19 protein-coding genes are annotated in these 16,984 nt (G+C 61.7%); 15 read left to right on the top strand and 4 right to left on the bottom strand.

Annotated elements, in window-relative coordinates; genetic code table 11:
• Entirely contained in the window at window positions 1-900 is a 900-nt protein-coding gene (locus tag MUG94_RS12130; protein ID WP_227906286.1) for a glycosyltransferase, read from the bottom strand.
• Window positions 901-1,057: 157 nt separating this feature from the next.
• Between MUG94_RS12130 and MUG94_RS12125 the strand changes: the two genes are divergently transcribed.
• From MUG94_RS12125 to murA, 14 genes are all read left to right on the top strand, one after another.
• Entirely contained in the window at window positions 1,058-2,962 is a 1,905-nt protein-coding gene (locus MUG94_RS12125) for a polysaccharide biosynthesis protein (RefSeq protein ID WP_227906285.1), read from the top strand.
• Window positions 2,962-3,960 carry an MraY family glycosyltransferase gene (locus tag MUG94_RS12120; protein ID WP_227906284.1) on the top strand — a complete coding sequence of 333 codons (999 nt, stop codon included), beginning with the start codon at window positions 2,962-2,964 and terminating at the stop codon, window positions 3,958-3,960. Before MUG94_RS12125 ends, MUG94_RS12120 begins: the two co-directional genes overlap by 1 nt.
• A 112-nt stretch (window positions 3,961-4,072) precedes the next feature.
• Entirely contained in the window at window positions 4,073-4,561 is a 489-nt protein-coding gene (locus tag MUG94_RS12115) for a Cg1360 family ATP-synthase-associated protein (protein ID WP_227906283.1), read from the top strand.
• Window positions 4,554-4,823 (top strand): AtpZ/AtpI family protein, encoded by a 270-nt coding sequence (locus tag MUG94_RS12110; RefSeq protein WP_227891996.1) that lies wholly within the window; start codon window positions 4,554-4,556, stop codon window positions 4,821-4,823. Before MUG94_RS12115 ends, MUG94_RS12110 begins: the two co-directional genes overlap by 8 nt.
• 79 nt (window positions 4,824-4,902) lie before the next feature.
• Window positions 4,903-5,709 (top strand): F0F1 ATP synthase subunit A, encoded by an 807-nt coding sequence (gene atpB / locus MUG94_RS12105; protein WP_227891995.1) that lies wholly within the window; start codon window positions 4,903-4,905, stop codon window positions 5,707-5,709.
• Between the two features lie 85 nt (window positions 5,710-5,794).
• Window positions 5,795-6,007 (top strand): ATP synthase subunit c family protein, encoded by a 213-nt coding sequence (locus MUG94_RS12100; RefSeq protein WP_207377341.1) that lies wholly within the window; start codon window positions 5,795-5,797, stop codon window positions 6,005-6,007.
• 42 nt (window positions 6,008-6,049) lie between these two features.
• Window positions 6,050-6,598, top strand: coding sequence for a F0F1 ATP synthase subunit B (locus MUG94_RS12095; RefSeq protein ID WP_227891994.1), 549 nt, complete (start codon window positions 6,050-6,052; stop codon window positions 6,596-6,598).
• A complete protein-coding gene (locus tag MUG94_RS12090) occupies window positions 6,598-7,413 on the top strand; it encodes a F0F1 ATP synthase subunit delta (protein ID WP_227891993.1) in 816 nt (271 codons plus the stop codon). Before MUG94_RS12095 ends, MUG94_RS12090 begins: the two co-directional genes overlap by 1 nt.
• Window positions 7,414-7,515: 102 nt before the next feature.
• Entirely contained in the window at window positions 7,516-9,153 is a 1,638-nt protein-coding gene (atpA, locus tag MUG94_RS12085; RefSeq protein WP_104052452.1) for a F0F1 ATP synthase subunit alpha, read from the top strand.
• 100 nt (window positions 9,154-9,253) lie between these two features.
• Window positions 9,254-10,147: a F0F1 ATP synthase subunit gamma gene (locus MUG94_RS12080; protein WP_104101235.1), complete on the top strand. Its 894-nt coding sequence runs from the start codon at window positions 9,254-9,256 to the stop codon at window positions 10,145-10,147.
• A 72-nt stretch (window positions 10,148-10,219) separates the two neighbouring features.
• Window positions 10,220-11,683, top strand: a complete 1,464-nt coding sequence (gene atpD, locus MUG94_RS12075; RefSeq protein WP_227891991.1) for a F0F1 ATP synthase subunit beta — start codon at window positions 10,220-10,222, stop codon at window positions 11,681-11,683.
• 5 nt (window positions 11,684-11,688) lie between these two features.
• The gene (locus MUG94_RS12070) at window positions 11,689-11,982 is read left to right on the top strand and encodes a F0F1 ATP synthase subunit epsilon (protein ID WP_227891990.1); all 294 of its coding nucleotides are present in this window, start codon (window positions 11,689-11,691) and stop codon (window positions 11,980-11,982) included.
• A 9-nt stretch (window positions 11,983-11,991) separates the two neighbouring features.
• Window positions 11,992-12,420 (top strand): DUF2550 domain-containing protein, encoded by a 429-nt coding sequence (locus tag MUG94_RS12065; RefSeq protein WP_247098815.1) that lies wholly within the window; start codon window positions 11,992-11,994, stop codon window positions 12,418-12,420.
• Window positions 12,421-12,457: 37 nt separating this feature from the next.
• Entirely contained in the window at window positions 12,458-13,723 is a 1,266-nt protein-coding gene (gene murA, locus MUG94_RS12060) for a UDP-N-acetylglucosamine 1-carboxyvinyltransferase (RefSeq protein WP_227906276.1), read from the top strand.
• Window positions 13,724-13,962: 239 nt separating this feature from the next.
• On the opposite strand, the gene MUG94_RS12055 is transcribed toward murA, so the two are convergent.
• Window positions 13,963-14,166: a cold-shock protein gene (locus MUG94_RS12055; RefSeq protein WP_227891980.1), complete on the bottom strand. Its 204-nt coding sequence runs from the start codon at window positions 14,164-14,166 to the stop codon at window positions 13,963-13,965.
• Between the two features lie 324 nt (window positions 14,167-14,490).
• Window positions 14,491-15,186, bottom strand: coding sequence for an endonuclease NucS (nucS, locus tag MUG94_RS12050; protein WP_227891978.1), 696 nt, complete (start codon window positions 15,184-15,186; stop codon window positions 14,491-14,493).
• 40 nt (window positions 15,187-15,226) lie between these two features.
• Between nucS and MUG94_RS12045 the strand changes: the two genes are divergently transcribed.
• A complete protein-coding gene (locus tag MUG94_RS12045; RefSeq protein WP_227891977.1) occupies window positions 15,227-15,586 on the top strand; it encodes an Rv1322 family protein in 360 nt (119 codons plus the stop codon).
• A gap of 43 nt (window positions 15,587-15,629) precedes the next feature.
• On the opposite strand, the gene MUG94_RS12040 is transcribed toward MUG94_RS12045, so the two are convergent.
• Window positions 15,630-16,943 (bottom strand): AI-2E family transporter, encoded by a 1,314-nt coding sequence (locus MUG94_RS12040; protein WP_227906275.1) that lies wholly within the window; start codon window positions 16,941-16,943, stop codon window positions 15,630-15,632.
• Window positions 16,944-16,984 lie beyond the last annotated feature (41 nt).

Here is a 16,984-nt window from a genome sequence, read left to right as displayed (position 1 = left end):
TCAGAAGCCGAAGTCCGACGGCGGTCCGAAGCGTCGCCCGCGCATGCCTGCGGCGTAGGCGCGCAGCCAGGCAGCGAAGCCGCGCGGATCGCGGGTCTTTGCAAAGTGGACGGGATAGCCCACCGCATCGGCGGCAAAGGAGCGCAGGCGCTTGTATTTCCACGTCAGGTGGCCGCGGTTGCGGTAAAAGTAGAACTGCTTGAACGCGTTCTCGGGAACCAGCACGTGCAGCCGCTCACCGGCAACCTGCTGCACCTCGGCCCATGCCGCCGGATGGGTCAGGGCCACGGAAGTCACAGTTCCAAACCGGATTCCGGCGCGCCGCAGGCGGATCATGAAGTCGGTCTCATCACCGCGGATGAACAGCCGCAGATCCGGCAGGCCCACGCGGAAGAACACATCGGCGCGGATGAGGGCGCCGTTGAAGAAGTGTCCGACGTCGGGAATGAACCCGAGCTTTTCCACCTCGGCGCGGTCATGGGTGAGCTTGCCGTTCAGGCGGAAATGGAAGGACAGGGTGTCCGGGTGTCCCGGAGCCACAACCAGCGGAAGGACCACGTCCATGTGGTGTTCCTGCGCAGCCTCGAGCAGGGCCGAAAGGCAGTTCGGATCCTCCGGATGCGCGTCGTCGTCCATGATCCAGATCCACTCCGCGCCCGAAGCCATCGCAGAGAGAATGGCCAGCGAAAAACCGCCGGCGCCGCCCAGATTTGTGTTGGACCGGATGTACGTGACGGGCGCGGGTGACGCTTCAGCGATATCCTGAACCGGAGTCTTCCCAGAATCCACCAAGGCCACCGAGGTAATGTTGCCGCTCTGGGCAGCCAATGCGTCCAGCAAAGTGGACACATCGTCGGGGCGGTCGAACGTTACAGCCGCTACGGCAACGGAGTCCGGCAAAATGATCCTTTCGAGGCAACCCGGATGAGCGGCCCAAGCCGAACGGAGAAGGGTGTGCAGTTAGAATGCTGATGAGATTCCAGTCTATTACACCGGATTCTTTCGAACAGTGTTGGAATCACCGAGAAGAGAACCGGGGAACTACCCGTTGAGGATTATGAGGCAGACAAGTACGGACGAGAGCGGTCCTTCCCGCGGCGAAAAGCCTGCGCTGTGGCTGTGGTCCCAGTACATTTTGGACTCGCTGGCCTGGATTGTGGCCATCGTCCTGGCTCTGGTGCTCCGCTATGAGCTCACAGTGGACCAGATTAATCCCGGGGGTGTCGTCGTCTTCTGCGGCGCGGCTGTGCTGGTCCAGCTGGCCGTAGGCTATTCGTTTGCCCTGTACCGGGGCCGCTACAGCTTCGGCAGCTTCCACGAGATGCGCCTGCTGGCGATCGTAACGCTTGTGGTTGCCGCGATCCTGGTCCTGTTCAGCGCCCTCTTTGGCCTGGCCATCGACATCCCCCGCAGCACCGGAATGATCGCTTTCCCGTTTGCCTGCCTGTTCATGGCCGCTATCCGCTATCTCAAGCGCATGTACGTGGAGGGCAAGGTCCGGCCGGGCGATGAAGCCCAGCGCACGCTGGTGTACGGGGCAGGTTTCCTGGGCAACTCCCTTGTGACGCGGATGATGAAGGACCCGGATTCCCCGTATTACCCGGTGGGCCTGATCGACGACGACCCCGCCAAAAAACACCTGCGCCTGTCCACCGTGCCCGTTATGGGCCGCCTGCAGGACCTGCGCGACGTCGTCCAGCGCACCCGGGCCACCATCCTGATCATTGCAATCGCCGACGTCGAAGCCCGCCAGGTGCGCGAGGTGACCGACCACGCGGAGGGATTGAACCTTCGGGTGCTGGTGCTGCCGCCGCTGAAGGACATGCTGAGCAAGGGCGCCGCTGCCGGACTCACTGATTTCCGCGAGGTGGCTGTTGAAGACCTCATCGGCCGCCGTCCCGTGGACATCCATGTCGAGGAGGTTGCCGGCTACCTCACCGGCCGCAAGGTCCTGGTGACCGGGGCGGGCGGCTCCATCGGCTCCGAGCTGTGCCGCCAAATTACTGCCTTCGATCCGGCCGAGCTGATCATGGTGGACCGCGACGAAACCGGGCTGCAGCTCACCCAGCTGTCCATTACCGGTCACGGGCTGCTCAATGGCAAGGACACGGTCCTGGCCGATATCCGGGATCCCTCAGCGCTGGAACAGATTTTCACCGAACGCCGCCCCGACGTCGTATTCCATGCCGCTGCGCTCAAACACGTGTCCCTGCTGGAGCAGTACCCGCAGGAAGCTTGGAAAACCAACGTGCTCGGCACCGCGAACGTCCTGCGCGCAGCCAAGAAAGCCAACGTCAAGTACTTCGTCAACATCTCCACGGACAAAGCGGCCAACCCCACCACGGTGCTTGGACATTCCAAACGTGTGGCCGAGAAGCTCACCGCTTGGATGGCTCACAGCACCGAGGAGCGCTACGTGTCCGTGCGGTTCGGAAACGTGATTGGCAGCCGCGGGTCCATGCTGCCCCTTTTCACCGAGCAGATCCGCCAGGGCGGGCCGCTCACCGTGACGGATCCGGAGGTCACCCGGTTCTTCATGACCATCCCCGAAGCCTGCCAACTGGTGATCCAGGCCGGAGCCATCGGCAGCGGGGGAGAAGTCCTGATCCTGGACATGGGGGAGCCGGTCAAGATCCTCGATGTTGCCGAGCGGATGATCGCCATGTCCGGCAAGAACATTGAGATTGTCTTCACCGGCCTGCGCCAGGGCGAGAAGATGCACGAAATCCTGGTGGGCACCGGCGAGGACGACTCCCGTCCGAGGCATCCGAAGATTTCCCACACTGCGGTGGATGAACTGAATCCGTCGGACCTGAGGTTCGAAGACTGGCTGCACAAATGCGGTGTGGATTCCCACGGCGAAACCCTGCCCCCGGTGACCGAAATCGGAGGCACGGTCCCGGGAGAACGTCCGGGCCGGCGCCTCCACACCGACGGTTCCGCCGAACGGCGGATCGGCTGATGCTCCTCGCCCTGTGCATCGGAGCAGCCTTCCTCACAAGTCTTCTGCTGCCTTTCCTCTTCATTCCTTTCCTTCGCCGCCTGGGTGTCCTTGACATCCCCAACGAGCGCTCATCGCACAGCAAGGTCATCATCCGCGGTGTAGGCGTCACCATCGCCGCGGGTGTCCTGCTGGGTACGGGCCTGTCCCTGCTGACCGGCCTGGTTGCCATCGACCGATCCATCATGCTGATCCTGATGGCGGTCATTGCCGCGGCGTCGCTCCTGGGATGGATCGAAGACTTCCGCGGCCTGTCGGTCCGGATCCGGGCCGGACTTCAGGTGCTCCTGGGCATCGTTGGAACCACGGCGCTTGTCTGGACCATGGAGCAGAGCTACTGGTGGGTCCCGGTGGGCGCCCTGGCCATTGCCTCGTACATCAACGTTGCCAACTTCATGGACGGCGTCAACGGGATCTCCGGTCTGCACGGCATCGCCGTGGGTGTCCTCTACGCCGTTGCCGGCCAACTGAATGACCATGTGTGGATGACGGTGGCCGGCGCCGTCACTGCTGCGGCTTTTGCTGCGTTCCTGCCGTGGAACCTGGGCCGCGGATCGGTGTTCATGGGCGACGTCGGCAGTTACCTCCTGGGCGCGTCCATTTCCGGCATCGCGGTGGCCGCCTTCCTGGCGGGCGTTAATGTCGAATATCTTCTCTTCCCGGTCCTCATTTATCTGGCTGACACCTTCTCCACCCTCCTGCTGCGCATCAGCCGGGGGGAGCGCTGGTACGCCGCGCACCGCCAGCACGTTTACCAGCGACTGACCGACGTTGGGCTCAGCCATCTCCAGTCCGCTGGCGTGGTGACTGTCTGCACCCTCCTGGCCGGAGGCGCAGGGCTGTTTGTCGCCGGTGCGGGGGATATGCCCAAGATTGCTGTGACGCTGTTTGCCGTTGCCGTTGTGGTGTTTTACCTGTTCTCTCCGAGAATCTTTGGACGCAGGCGCGCCCGGGTGTGAGCGTGTGTGACGCCGCCCGGACGGAGGCGACTTCTATGTGCTGTAGAATTTCAGGAGTCGCGAAGAGTACGCGGCACAGCTTCCCGCCCCAGCCCGAAGGATGACGAAAGTTATGAGCCCCGCAGACGGTGCCCAGGCTGGACGTCCCCTTGTCGCTTCCGGACCCACCGCGAAGCCGTGGCTCGGTGTTTTCCGTGCCGGAATGCAGTGGACCGGATTGCTCGCTGTCGTCCTTGCCGTTACGGCCCTGGTCTTTGCCGGGCTGCCGGGCGCAGGCAGTGTGCTGTTCGGCTGGACACTTGTTATTGCTTTCAGCGGCGTCAGCCTCCTCATAGTCCACGTGGTGGGCCGGGACAATCCGCACGGTGCCATGGCGATGTTTGCCCTGATCTATATCGTCAAGGTTGTCGTCTTTGCCGCGGTGCTGTTTTTGATCGGCCGGCCGGACTGGCTGGAGGCAACGTGGTTCTTTTCAGCCGCGATCCTCACCGTAGTGGTGTGGCAAGTTGCCGAGATCCGTGCTTTTTCCCGGATCCGCTTCCAGCTGTACGACGACGTCCCCCACGAAGAATCATCTGTTAAAGGGAAAAGGGATGCCTGAAAAGCCTGTATACGACGCTGAAAACACGTACGACTCCGGCATGCGCGTCTTCAGCTACATCATTGGCGGGATCGTCGCCTGGGGTTTGATAGGGTGGTTTTTGGACAATCTGTTCGAGACTCAATGGCTGGTACTTGTCGGCATCCTCTTTGGGGCAGCCGCGGGATTCTACTTGACCAAAGTCCACGGCCTGACCGGAAGCAAACCTGCGAATGCCAGCGTCGGCCATCCAGCCCTCGACCGTGAAGAAGCCGAACAGTAATGCCACAGATTTTAGACCGGGCAACTAGCTTTGCCCCGATACACACGCCCGATGAAGGACACAGCAGAGAGGAAACGCGTTGATCGCGCTTGCACTCCCGGCCACTAATGAAGGTGGATTCGTTCCGCCGGCCATTGAAGAAATGCACCTCCCTGAGATTTTCCCGTGGGGCGCGGAATACGGCACCGGTGTCGGCAAGCAGATGGTGCTCGTCGCCCTCTCGGTTGTCATCATTGCCGTGTTCTTTGTCATGGCTTCCCGTAAGGGCAAGCTGGTTCCGGGACGGTTGCAGTTCCTCGGTGAATTCGGTTACGGCTTTGTCCGCAACGGCATCGCCAAGGACGTCATTGGTGAGCGGGACTTCCTCAAGTTCGTCCCGTTCCTCTTCGCACTGTTCTTCTTCATCATCGTCAACAATATTTACGGAGCCATTCCGTTCATTCAGTTGCCGAGCTTCTCCCACCCGGGCGGTGCCTACCTGCTGGCCGCGATCGTCTACTTTACGTGGATCGGTATCGGCATCAAGAAGCACGGAATGAAGTACTTCGTGAAGGCCACGGTCCCTTCGGGCGTGCCGTGGTACATCCTCCCCGTTCTGGTTCCGATCGAGATCATTTCCAACTTCCTGGTCCGGCCGATCACGCACAGCCTGCGTTTGTTCGCCACCATGATGTCCGGTCACCTGATCATCATGCTGGCCGGTGCAGGGATCGAATACCTCCTGGTTCTCCAGGACAACATCCTGCTCCAGGCATCCTCCCTGCTGGTGCTGGTCGGCGGAATCGCCATGTACATGCTCGAAGCGCTGATCATGGTGCTTCAGGCCTACGTTTTCACGCTGCTGACCGCCATTTACATCCAGGGCGCACTGGCAGACGATCACTAAGCTTTCCCTCCGGGAAAACTCAAACTTCCCTTCGGGGAAACCCCAAGCAACCTGCCCAACAGGGCATCTTGAAAGGAAATAGCACATGGAAATCTCGGGTAGCCTCAACGCAATCGGCTATGGTCTCTCCGCTATCGGCGGCGCCATCGGTGTGGGTCTTGTCTTCTTCGCCTACATCAGCGGCGTTGCACGCCAGCCGGAGGCACAGCGCGTCCTCCAGCCCATCGCGTTCCTGGGCCTGGCCCTGACCGAAGCACTCGCTATCCTTGGTCTGGTTCTCGCGTTCATTGTTGGCTAATTCCAGCCAACTGACCCACCAAGCAGATAGGACGGGTTCATTATGGATCAGGTAGTTCTGTTGGCAGCCTCAGAGGGCGCCAACCCCCTGATTCCCAACGTCTGGGAAATCCTGGTGACGGGAATCAGTTTCGCCATACTGATGTTCATCGTCGTCAAGTTTGTGGTGCCGGGCTTCGAAAAGACGTATGCAGAGCGTACGGAAGCCATTGAAGGCAACATTGCCAAGGCCGAAAAGGCTCAGGCAGAAGCCAGCGCAGCGCTGGATGAATACAAGGCACAGCTTTCGGATGCGCGGGCGGAAGCCAACGCCATCCGTGAGGAAGCACGTGCCGAAGGCGCTCAGATCCTTGCCGATCTGAAGGCCAAGGCTGCGTCAGAATCGGCTCGGATCACCGAGCAGGCTCAGGTGCAGATCGCCGCAGAGCGGCAGGCGGCAGTAACGTCGCTCCGTGCTGAGGTTGGCACGCTGGCAACCGAGCTGGCCGGACGCATCATCGGCGAGACGCTCGAGGATGACGCCCGCGCTGCACGCGTGGTTGACCGTTTCCTTGGGGAACTGGAAAACGAGAACGCAGGTGCAGCTAGGTAATGGCAGGAGTATCGAGCGAATCACTGGCCGTGGCCCGCGAGCAGCTGGAAGCCAAGCTTCCCTTTGCTTCGCTGTCACTGGCAGAGGAACTCTTTGGAATCCTGGGCGTTCTCGACAGCAGCGCCGGTATCCGGCGTGCGCTGACCGATCCCGCCCGTCAAAGCGATGCCAAGGCGGCGCTGGTTTCACAGCTGGTACGCGGCAAGGTTTCGGCTGACGCTGAAGCCATTGTTGCTGATCTGGTCTCCTCGCGTTGGCGGTCTCCGCGTGACTTGGGTGATGCGCTCGAGGAACTGGCTGCCACTGTTGTTTCAGCAACGGCAGAAAACAGGGGAGCGGGCCTTACGGGCCTGGATGCCTTGGAAGATGACCTCATCCGGTTCCGCCGGGTGGTGGCTTCGAGCCATGAGCTCCAGCGTGCTTTTTCCGAGCAGCAGGCAAAGCCTGAGGCAAAGATCGCCTTGGCTGAGAAGCTTGTGCCCGGGGCCAGCCCCGAAGCACTCGTACTGATCCGCCAGGCAGTCACGCATCCGCGTGGCCTGAAGCCCAGTGCCCTTGTGGCACGCTTCCTGGAGCTCGTTGCCGGGCGCCAGAAGCGCTGGATAGCCGAGGTTCGGGCCGCCCGTCCGTTGACCCAAGAGCAGCTTTCGCGTCTGCAGTCCTCTCTTAATGGACTCTACGGCCGTGAGTTGAAGATCAACGCCGACGTTGACCCGTCACTGATCGGTGGCGTGCGGATCGCAGTGGGAGACGAAATACTGGATTCATCAGTAGTTTCCCGTCTGTCCGACCTCCGTCGGAAGCTCGCGGTCTAGCCGTCCCGCGGGACGGTTGAGACCAGTTTCAGATCATTTGAGAATTAATCCCGGTCATCGGCACCAAGCGATGATCACAACACAGGAGAGCAGGGACTGCAGATGGCCGAATTGACCATCAACGCCGACGACGTCCGTAATGCGTTGAACGAATTCGCGGCGTCCTACGAACCCGGAAACGCAGAGCGCGTTGAAGTTGGCCGCGTAACAACCGCCAGCGACGGCATTGCCCGTGTGGAGGGCCTGCCCTCCGTCATGGCAAATGAGCTGCTTCGGTTCGAGGACGGCACACTGGGCCTGGCCCAGAACCTTGACACCCGTGAAATCGGTGTCGTGGTACTCGGCGATTTCGCCGGTATCGAAGAAGGCCAGGAAGTTCACCGCACCGGTGAAGTCCTGTCCGTACCCGTGGGCGATGCCTTCCTGGGCCGCGTTGTCGACCCGCTGGGCGAGCCCATGGATGACATGGGCCCCATCCAGGCCGAGGCACGCCGTGCACTGGAACTCCAGGCACCCGGCGTAACCCAGCGCAAGTCGGTTCACGAACCGCTTCAGACCGGCCTCAAGGCAATCGACGCCATGATCCCGATCGGCCGCGGCCAGCGCCAGCTGATCATTGGTGACCGCAAGACGGGTAAGACCGCCATTGCCGTTGACGCCATCCTTAACCAGAAGGCCAACTGGGAATCCGGCGATGTCCAGAAGCAGGTGCGCTGCATTTACGTAGCCATCGGCCAGAAGGCGTCCACGGTTGCCGAAATCAAGCGCACCCTCGAAGAGGCCGGCGCCATGGAGTACACCACCATTGTGGCCTCCCCGGCATCCGACCCCGCAGGCTTCAAGTACCTGGCACCGTACGCCGGTTCGGCCATCGGCCAGCACTGGATGTACGGCGGCAAGCACGTTCTGATCATCTTTGATGATCTGTCGAAGCAGGCTGAAGCCTACCGCGCCGTGTCGCTGCTGCTGCGCCGCCCGCCGGGACGCGAAGCCTACCCCGGTGACGTCTTCTACTTGCACTCCCGCCTGCTGGAGCGTTGCGCCAAGCTCTCCGACGAGCTGGGTGCAGGCTCGATGACCGGCCTGCCGATCATCGAAACCAAGGCTAACGACGTCTCGGCTTACATCCCGACGAACGTCATCTCCATCACCGACGGTCAGATCTTCCTGCAGTCGGACCTCTTCAACGCCAACCAGCGCCCCGCCGTCGACGTCGGTATTTCCGTCTCGCGCGTCGGTGGTGCTGCACAGCAGAAGGCCATGAAGAAGGTTTCCGGTACGTTGAAGCTGGAACTGGCCCAGTACCGCGACATGCAGGCATTCTCCATGTTTGCTTCGGACCTGGACGCAGCCACCCGTCAGCAGCTCACCCGTGGTGCGCGTCTGATGGAACTCCTCAAGCAGGGTCAGTATGCTCCGTACCCCGTTGAGGAACAGGTTGTTTCGATTTGGGCCGGCACCAACGGCTACCTGGACGATGTTCCCGTGGAAGACGTGCTTCGCTTTGAAGGCGAATTCATCGACCACCTGAAGCACAGCACGTCCGTCCTGACCACCCTGGCCCAGACGGGCAAGCTTGAGGACTCCACTGTGGAGGAACTCAAGAAGCGCGTTGTCTCCTTCAAGGAAGGCTTCTTCGGGGAGGGCGACAACCACATGGTTGCCGCCGGCCACGAAGAGTACGCCGCCTTGGGCGAAGACGCTGTTGACCAGGAAAAGATCGTCAAGCAGAAGCGCTAGCGGCTTTGGTGTTCCGCGTCCGGGTCTTGCGACCCGGACGCGGAACCCCTCGCCAAAGCCTTAGCCCCTAGTTCAAACGCTAGGAACTGAAAGGAAAAGTATGGGAGCCCAAATTCGGGTCTACCGTCAGAAGATCGCTTCGACGACGTCGATGCAGAAGATCTTCAAGGCGATGGAGCTGATTGCTGCCTCTCGCATTGGAAAGGCACGCACCCGTGTGGCTGCGTCATTGCCGTACTCCAATGCGATCACCCGTGCCGTTTCTGCTGTGGCGTCCCAGTCGGAAATCGACCACCCGCTGACTACCGAGCCGGAGCAGATCCGCCGGGCAGCCATGGTTGTTATGACTTCCGACCGCGGTCTTGCTGGTTCGTACTCCGCCAGTGTGCTCAAGCAGAGCGAATCCTTGGTCGAATTGCTCCATGAAGAGGGCAAAGAGGTCAAGACTTACCTGGTGGGACGTAAGGCACAGGCATACTACGACTTCCGTGACCGGGAGTCTGCGCGTGTCTGGACCGGAAACACCGACGCACCTGACTTCGAAACGGCCCGCGAAATCGGCAGGGCCCTTCTTGATGACTTCAACACTGACTACGAAGACGGCGGCGTGGATGAAATCCACATTGTCTACACGCGCTTCAAGTCGATGGTCGTTCAGGAACCCACGGTGATCCGCCTGCTGCCGCTGGAGGTTGTTGAGGAAGAAGCACAGTCTGAGACTGAGCTGCTGCCTCTGTACGAGTACGAGCCCGAACCCGAAAAGGTTCTTGACGCACTGCTGCCGCGCTACATCGAGTCGCGCATCTTCGCAGCCATGCTTCAGGCAGCCGCTTCCGAGCTCGCAGCCCGCCAGCGCGCAATGAAGTCCGCAGGGGACAACGCCTCCGACCTTATTAAGAAGTACACGCGACTTCGCAATAACGCCCGCCAGGCCGAGATCACCCAGGAACTGTCCGAGATTGTGGCCGGTGCCGACGCGCTCAGCGCGTCCTAGCCCCGGCTTCAGGACCAGCTCCACCAAAGCAAACTTAGTCCACACGCCATCTAACTGAGTGAAGTGAGAGAGATGACTGCCCAAACTGTCGAGCACGGATCTGATTCCGTAGCCTCGGGTGCCACCGGCCGTATCGCCCGTGTCATCGGCCCGGTTGTCGACGTCGAATTCCCGGCTGACGCAATCCCCACCATCTACAACGCCCTCACCACCGAGCTGACGCTCAACGGTGAGACCAAGACCATCACGTTCGAAACGTCCCAGCACCTTGGCGACAACCTCGTGCGCGCCATCTCCATGCAGGCCACCGACGGCCTGGTCCGCGGCGCAGCCGTCAAGGACACCGGCGCACCGATCTCCGTCCCCGTGGGCGACGGCGTCAAGGGCCACATCTTCAACGTCCTGGGCAAGCCCCTGGACGTCACCGAAGATCAGCTGGAAATCACCGAGCGCTGGCCCATCCACCGCAAGGCCCCGAACTTCGCGGACCTCGAAGGTTCCACCGAGATGCTGGAAACCGGCATCAAGGTCATCGACCTTCTCACCCCGTACATCAAGGGTGGAAAGATCGGCCTGTTCGGCGGCGCCGGCGTCGGCAAGACCGTGCTGATCCAGGAAATGATCACCCGTGTTGCCCGTAACTTCGGTGGTACTTCGGTATTCGCCGGTGTTGGCGAGCGTACCCGTGAAGGCAACGACCTTTGGGTTGAAATGGAAGAGGCAGGTGTCCTTAAGGACACGGCCCTTGTATTCGGCCAGATGGATGAGCCGCCGGGAACGCGTCTGCGCGTGGCCCTGTCCGGCCTGACCATGGCGGAGTACTTCCGCGATGTTCAGAACCAGGACGTGCTGCTCTTCATCGACAACATCTTCCGCTTCACGCAGGCAGGTTCCGAGGTTTCAACGCTTCTGGGCCGCATGCCTTCCGCTGTGGGCTACCAGCCGAACCTGGCTGACGAGATGGGTCTCCTGCAGGAGCGCATCACGTCCACCAAGGGTCACTCCATCACGTCGATGCAGGCCATCTACGTGCCTGCTGATGACTACACCGACCCGGCCCCGGCCACCACGTTCGCGCACCTGGACGCCACCACGGAACTTTCCCGTGAAATCGCCTCGCGCGGTCTGTACCCGGCCGTGGATCCGCTGACCTCAACGTCGCGCATCCTCGACCCGCAGTACGTGGGCCAGCTGCACTACGACACGGCAGTCCGCGTCAAGCAGATCCTTCAGAAGAACAAGGAACTGCAGGACATCATCGCCATCCTCGGCATCGACGAGCTCGGCGAAGAGGACAAGATTGTTGTGGCACGTGCACGCCGCATCCAGCAGTTCCTGTCGCAGAACACCTACACCGCCAAGCAGTTCACCGGCGTCGAGGGCTCCACGGTCTCCATCAAGGAAACCATCGAGGGCTTCAAGGCCATCTGCGACGGCGACGTGGACCACATTGCCGAGCAGGCCTTCTTCAACGTCGGCAGCATGGATGATGTCATGGCCAACTGGGCGAAGATCCAAGAGCAGACCGGGAAGTAAGCCCTATGGCGAACACTGCTGAACTCGAAGTTGAGATTGTTGCAGCGGACCACTTCGTGTGGTCCGGCGCAGCAAAGATGGTCAAGGCACGCACGTCCGAGGGCGATGTCGGGATTCTTCCCGGCCACACTCCGCTGCTGGCCATTCTGGCCGAGGGCGAAATGTCCATCGAGCCGGTCTCCGGTGCCCGCTTCACGGTGAACGTTGACGGTGGATTCTTCTCCGTTGACAGCAACCGCGTGGTGATTGTCGCTGACAACGCTCAGATGAACGACGCAGCCAACGCTGGGACTCGCTGACCCTTCCCAATGAGCAGCTCTTATGTGTTCATTGCGCTGGCAGGGCTCCTGGCCCTGCTGGTATTGGCAGTAGTTCTGTTCGGGGTGCGCCGCAGCCAGCTGCGGCGCACCCTGGGTACATTCGACGCCTCCATTTGCCTTCCGCCCCGCGGCTGGCAGATGGGGGTTTGTCGTTATACCGACACCCACCTGGAATGGCTGCGCCTTATTTCGCTCAGCCCGATCCCGTCGCATCGATTCCTGCGCAGCTCCCTGGAAATCGGCGGCTGGCGGCAGCCCACGGAGGCTGAGCGTGCCCGCGTCCAACCGGGCGCCATCATCGTCACTCTGGAATATCAAGGCACCGAAATCCTGGTGGCCATGAAGTACGAGGTTTACACCGGCCTGTCCTCATGGCTGGAAGCAGGTCCCGTCATCGGCATCGGTACCTGGCGCTGAGGAAAGCCCCAACCGTCAACCGCCTTAGTATTGAGGGATGGAAGACGTCATTGTTGTTACCGGACCGACCACGCTCAACGGAGCGGTCAGTGTTCCCGGAGCCAAAAACAGTGTCCTGAAACTCATGGCGGCTACGCTGCTGGCCGAGGGACGCTCCACCATCACCAACGTTCCCAACATCCAGGATGTCTGGATCATGGCCGAGCTGCTGCGCCGGCTGGGCTGCTCCGTCGAGTACGACGTCGAAGCGGCCGCCGTCCATATTGACGTTCCGGAACTGCCGCTGCATCAGGCGGACTACGACCTGGTGCGCGCCATGCGGGCCTCCATTTCCGTTCTCGGCCCGCTGGTTGCCCGCTGCCGCCAAGCGGAAGTGGCCCTTCCCGGCGGTGACGCCATCGGCTCCCGCGGGCTGGACATGCACCGGGCCGGCCTGGAGCTGATGGGCACCACCATCACCATCGACCACGGGTACCTCGTGGCCTCTGTGCCGGAGGGGCTTATCGGTGCCCGCCATCTGCTGGACTTCCCCTCCGTGGGTGCCACTGAGAACCTGATGATGGCCGCCACCCTGGCCACCGGCACCACGGTGATCGACAACGCCGCCCGAGAGCCTGAGATCACCGACATTGCGCTGATGCTCAACGAGATGGGCGCGCGCATCTCCGGCCTTGGAACCAACACCCTCGTCATTGAAGGTGTGGAGCGGTTGAAACCGGTGGTGCACCGGGTTGTGCCGGACCGGATCGTCGCGGGAACCTGGGCCTTCGCCGCGGCCATCACCGGCGGCTGCATCGAGGTGCGCGACGCTGACGCCTCGGCGCTGACCGTGGTGCTGGACAAGCTGTCGCAGGCCGGCTGCACGGTTACCGTGGGGGAGGACAGCTTCACCGTCAAAGGCAACGGACGCCCGGAACCCATCAACGTCTCCACCCTGCCGTATCCGGGATTTCCCACAGACCTGCAGCCATTTGTCGTAGCGATGAATGCCGTCTCCACGGGCTCCGGAATGGTCACGGAGAATGTATTCGAGGCACGCTGGGGCTTTACCTCGGAGCTCGCACGGCTGGGCGCCGTCATCCGGCTGGACGGGCACCACGCCCTGATCCAGGGCGTGCCGCGGCTGTCAGGGGCACCGGTGGAAGCCAACGACATCCGCGCCGGTGCTGCCCTGGTCATTGCCGGGCTGGCCGCAGACGGGACCACGGAGGTCCGCGGCGTGGACCACATTGACCGCGGTTACGAGAAGTTCATGGAGAATCTTCGCGGCCTGGGCGCTCAGGTTATCCGGCGGCGCAGCTGACCCTGAGCAAATCCGTCCGGTATGGGAAATCCCTCCGGTACGCAGCCGCAGGGATTTCCCGCAACGGTTGATTTTTCCCAAAGCGGAGGGATCTCGGGTCAATGTGAGGGTTCCGTCGCTCCGAAACCAAGAAAGTCCCCGGCAGGTGCCGGGGACTTTCCGTTTATCCGGGGAAAACCCGGACAGGTGGTGCTGCGTGACGAAGTGGTGCTATGTGACGAAGCGTGTTGTGGAAAAGCTTAGAGGGCGGTGACGCCGGTTGCCTGGGGGCCCTTGGCGCCCTGGCCGATTTCGAAAGAGACGCGCTGGTTCTCATCGAGGGTCTTGAAGCCGCCGGTCTGAATTTCAGAGTAGTGAACAAAGACGTCGCCGTCTGAATCATCGGGAGTGATGAAGCCGAAGCCCTTTTCAGCGTTAAACCATTTGACGGTACCCTGTGCCATTTTTGTTTCTCCTCATATTTGGAACTTATGACCGCCACACCCCGCGACGGCCTTATTGTTACTGAAACGGGAAGGCTCAAGATCCTTGCCATTCAGCAGTTCCTTGAGGAGCTCCACGCTCGCAACGGTCTTGCGAGCATGAATAACACCTACACAAAGACTGGTTATAGGATTACACACACCCAAAGGCAGGTCAACGAATTTGGGCAAAAAATTTCTGAGTATTTCCGAGAGTATTTTTCCCGCAGATCTCGAAGCTATCTGACCGGGGATCAGGAATGGCCCAAGGTGTTGTGCAAGCAGGTTTGGGGTGTGGAATTCCGGCTAGAACAGGCGGGAGTCCGAATCGTCCACCCCGCGCATTGCGTCGTAGTCCAGGGTCAGGCATTCGATGCCGCGGTCATTCGCCAGCACCCGGGCCTGGGGCTTGATCTGCTGTGCGGCAAAAACGCCCTTAACCGGTGCCAGGAGCGGATCGCGGTTGAGCAGTTCGAGGTAGCGGGTGAGCTGTTCCACGCCGTCAATGTCGCCGCGGCGCTTGAGCTCAACGGCAACGGTGGTGCCGGAGGCATCCCGGGCCAGAATATCCACCGGTCCGATCGCCGTCATGTACTCGCGGCGGATGAGCGTAAACCCCTCACCCAGCTTGGTGATCTGCTCGGCCAGCAGGCGCTGCAGGTCAGCCTCGACGCCGTCCTTGATCAGGCCGGGATCGACGCCGAGATCATGGGACGTCTCGGAAAAGCGTTCATAGATGCTGATGACGAGTTTGTCGTCAGTCTTGGCGCTTTGCACGTTCCACGTTTCAATGACGCCTGCTTCGGCGTCGTCGTCCGCGGGAGCGGTGATGCGCAGGGTGGCCGGAGGGCTCATCCAGTTCAGGGGTTTGTAGGAGCCGCCGTCGGAGTGGATCAGGACGGAGCCGTCGGCTTTGACCATCAGCAGACGGACGGCTAGCGGAAGATGGGCACGGAGGCGGCCGATGTAGTCAACAGAGCAGCGGGCAATTACTAAACGCACAGTTGCACTTTACCGGCTCCGCTCAGGCAAAATGACTTATATGCCCCGTTCCAACCGTCCCCGCCGCCCGCCGGGCGCAGCCAACGCCAACCTGGGCCGCAGTGCCCGGAGCAAATGGGCAATGCCTGCCGTGGAGCTGGATCTGGAGCGCACCCGTGCCGGGATACCGCACCGGGAGAGCGCGCCCGACGGCGAATGGTCGGTGCGGCAAATCACGGCCCGGAACGCGGCCAAGGAGTACAAATGCCCCGGGTGCGGCATCACTATTCCGCCCGGAGTCCCGCACCTCGTGGTGTGGCAGGAGGATTCGCTGCTGGGCCGCGACACCGCTGTCGCAGACCGTCGGCACTGGCACGACCGCTGTTGGCGCACCCGCAGAACCGGCGGCCGACGGCGCTGACTGAGATGCCGCCGTCGGGCACCGCTCAGCGCATCCCCGTGGGCTAGCGCTGGTCCTGGCGGGAAATAAAGACTTCCTTGAGCAGCAGCATCACGGCAGCGGCGGTGGGAATGGCAATCAGGGCTCCCAACACGCCCAACAGGGTTCCGCCGGCGATCACGGCGATGACGGCTACAGCCCCCGGCACTGCGACGGCGCGCTGCATGATGCGCGGGGACACGAAGTACGCCTCGAACTGCAGATAGGCCACGTAGAACAGGGCGAAAACCACGGCGGTCTGCCAGCTGACCGTGAGCGCCACGAGGGATACCAGCACCAGTGCGATGGGCGGTCCCACCAGCGGGATGAAGGCCAGCAGCGCAACGACAAATGCAAGCAGGACCGAGAACGGCACCCCGGTAATGGTCATCACAATGAAGGCGTACGTAGCGTCCAACAGGGCCACCACGCCCTGGCCGATCACATAGTTGCCAACGCTGCCGGTGATTTCCTCGGAGAGGTCCTCGACCCGGCGCCGCCGGCTCTTGGGGGCCAGATGGTAGGCCCACATTTTCATCGAGGGCAGGGAGGCGAGGAAGTACAGGGTCAGCACCAGGATGATCAGCGCACCGAAAAGCCCGTTGGCAATAACAGTGCCCACCGAGAGCACCCCGCCGAAGATTCCGCCAAGGGCATCGGCGTTGCTGAAGAATTTATTAACCTCCTCTTCGATCCTTTCCCGCACGTGGAACTGTTCTTCAACGTTCACGAAGAAATCGGATTCAAGAAAGGTGTCCACGTAGCCCGGGGCGTTGTTGATGATCTCAGTGGTCTGCCGCACGATCGTGGGAATCAGCGTCGCGAAGAAGCCCATGACGATTCCGGCCAGCCCCAGGACGGTGATGGCAATCCCGGCCGGCCGGGGTATGCGCCTGGCAACCAGCCAGCGCACAATCGGGTCCAGTCCCAGGGCAATGAAGAGGGCCGCTCCGATCCACACCAGGAGTTCACCGACGTTGGTCAGGATGAAGTAGCAGAGCAGGGCAATGCCCACGCCCACGGAAAACATGAAGCCGAAGTGGATGGGATGCCCGCTTATACGGGCGGTGGAATCGTCTCCGCCGCTGCCCGTGGAGGCAGGTAAAACCGGAGGCACATCAGTGCCGGCGGGGGAGGCGCCTTCGGATGCAGTTTCCGGAGGGAACTCGAAGCGCCGCCGCGGCCGGGCGCCGGGAATACCGTGGGGGGCCGCCTGCCGGATCCGTTCCGAAGCGCCGGACAGGAAACCCCGGCGCTTGCTTGAGGCAGGCGCCGGCTCTCCCGCGGGCACGGGATCCGGACTGGATGCGTCAGCCGATGGGTCCTGGTTCTCGGCCATTTTGCAGGTCTCCTAGATTTAGCGAACGCCCCGGGTACGAA

This window comes from Arthrobacter gengyunqii, assembly GCF_023022985.1.
Lineage (GTDB): Bacteria > Actinomycetota > Actinomycetes > Actinomycetales > Micrococcaceae > Arthrobacter_B > Arthrobacter_B gengyunqii.
Note: the sequence above shows the minus strand (reverse complement) of the source record. Positions and strands in the feature narration are given on the sequence as shown.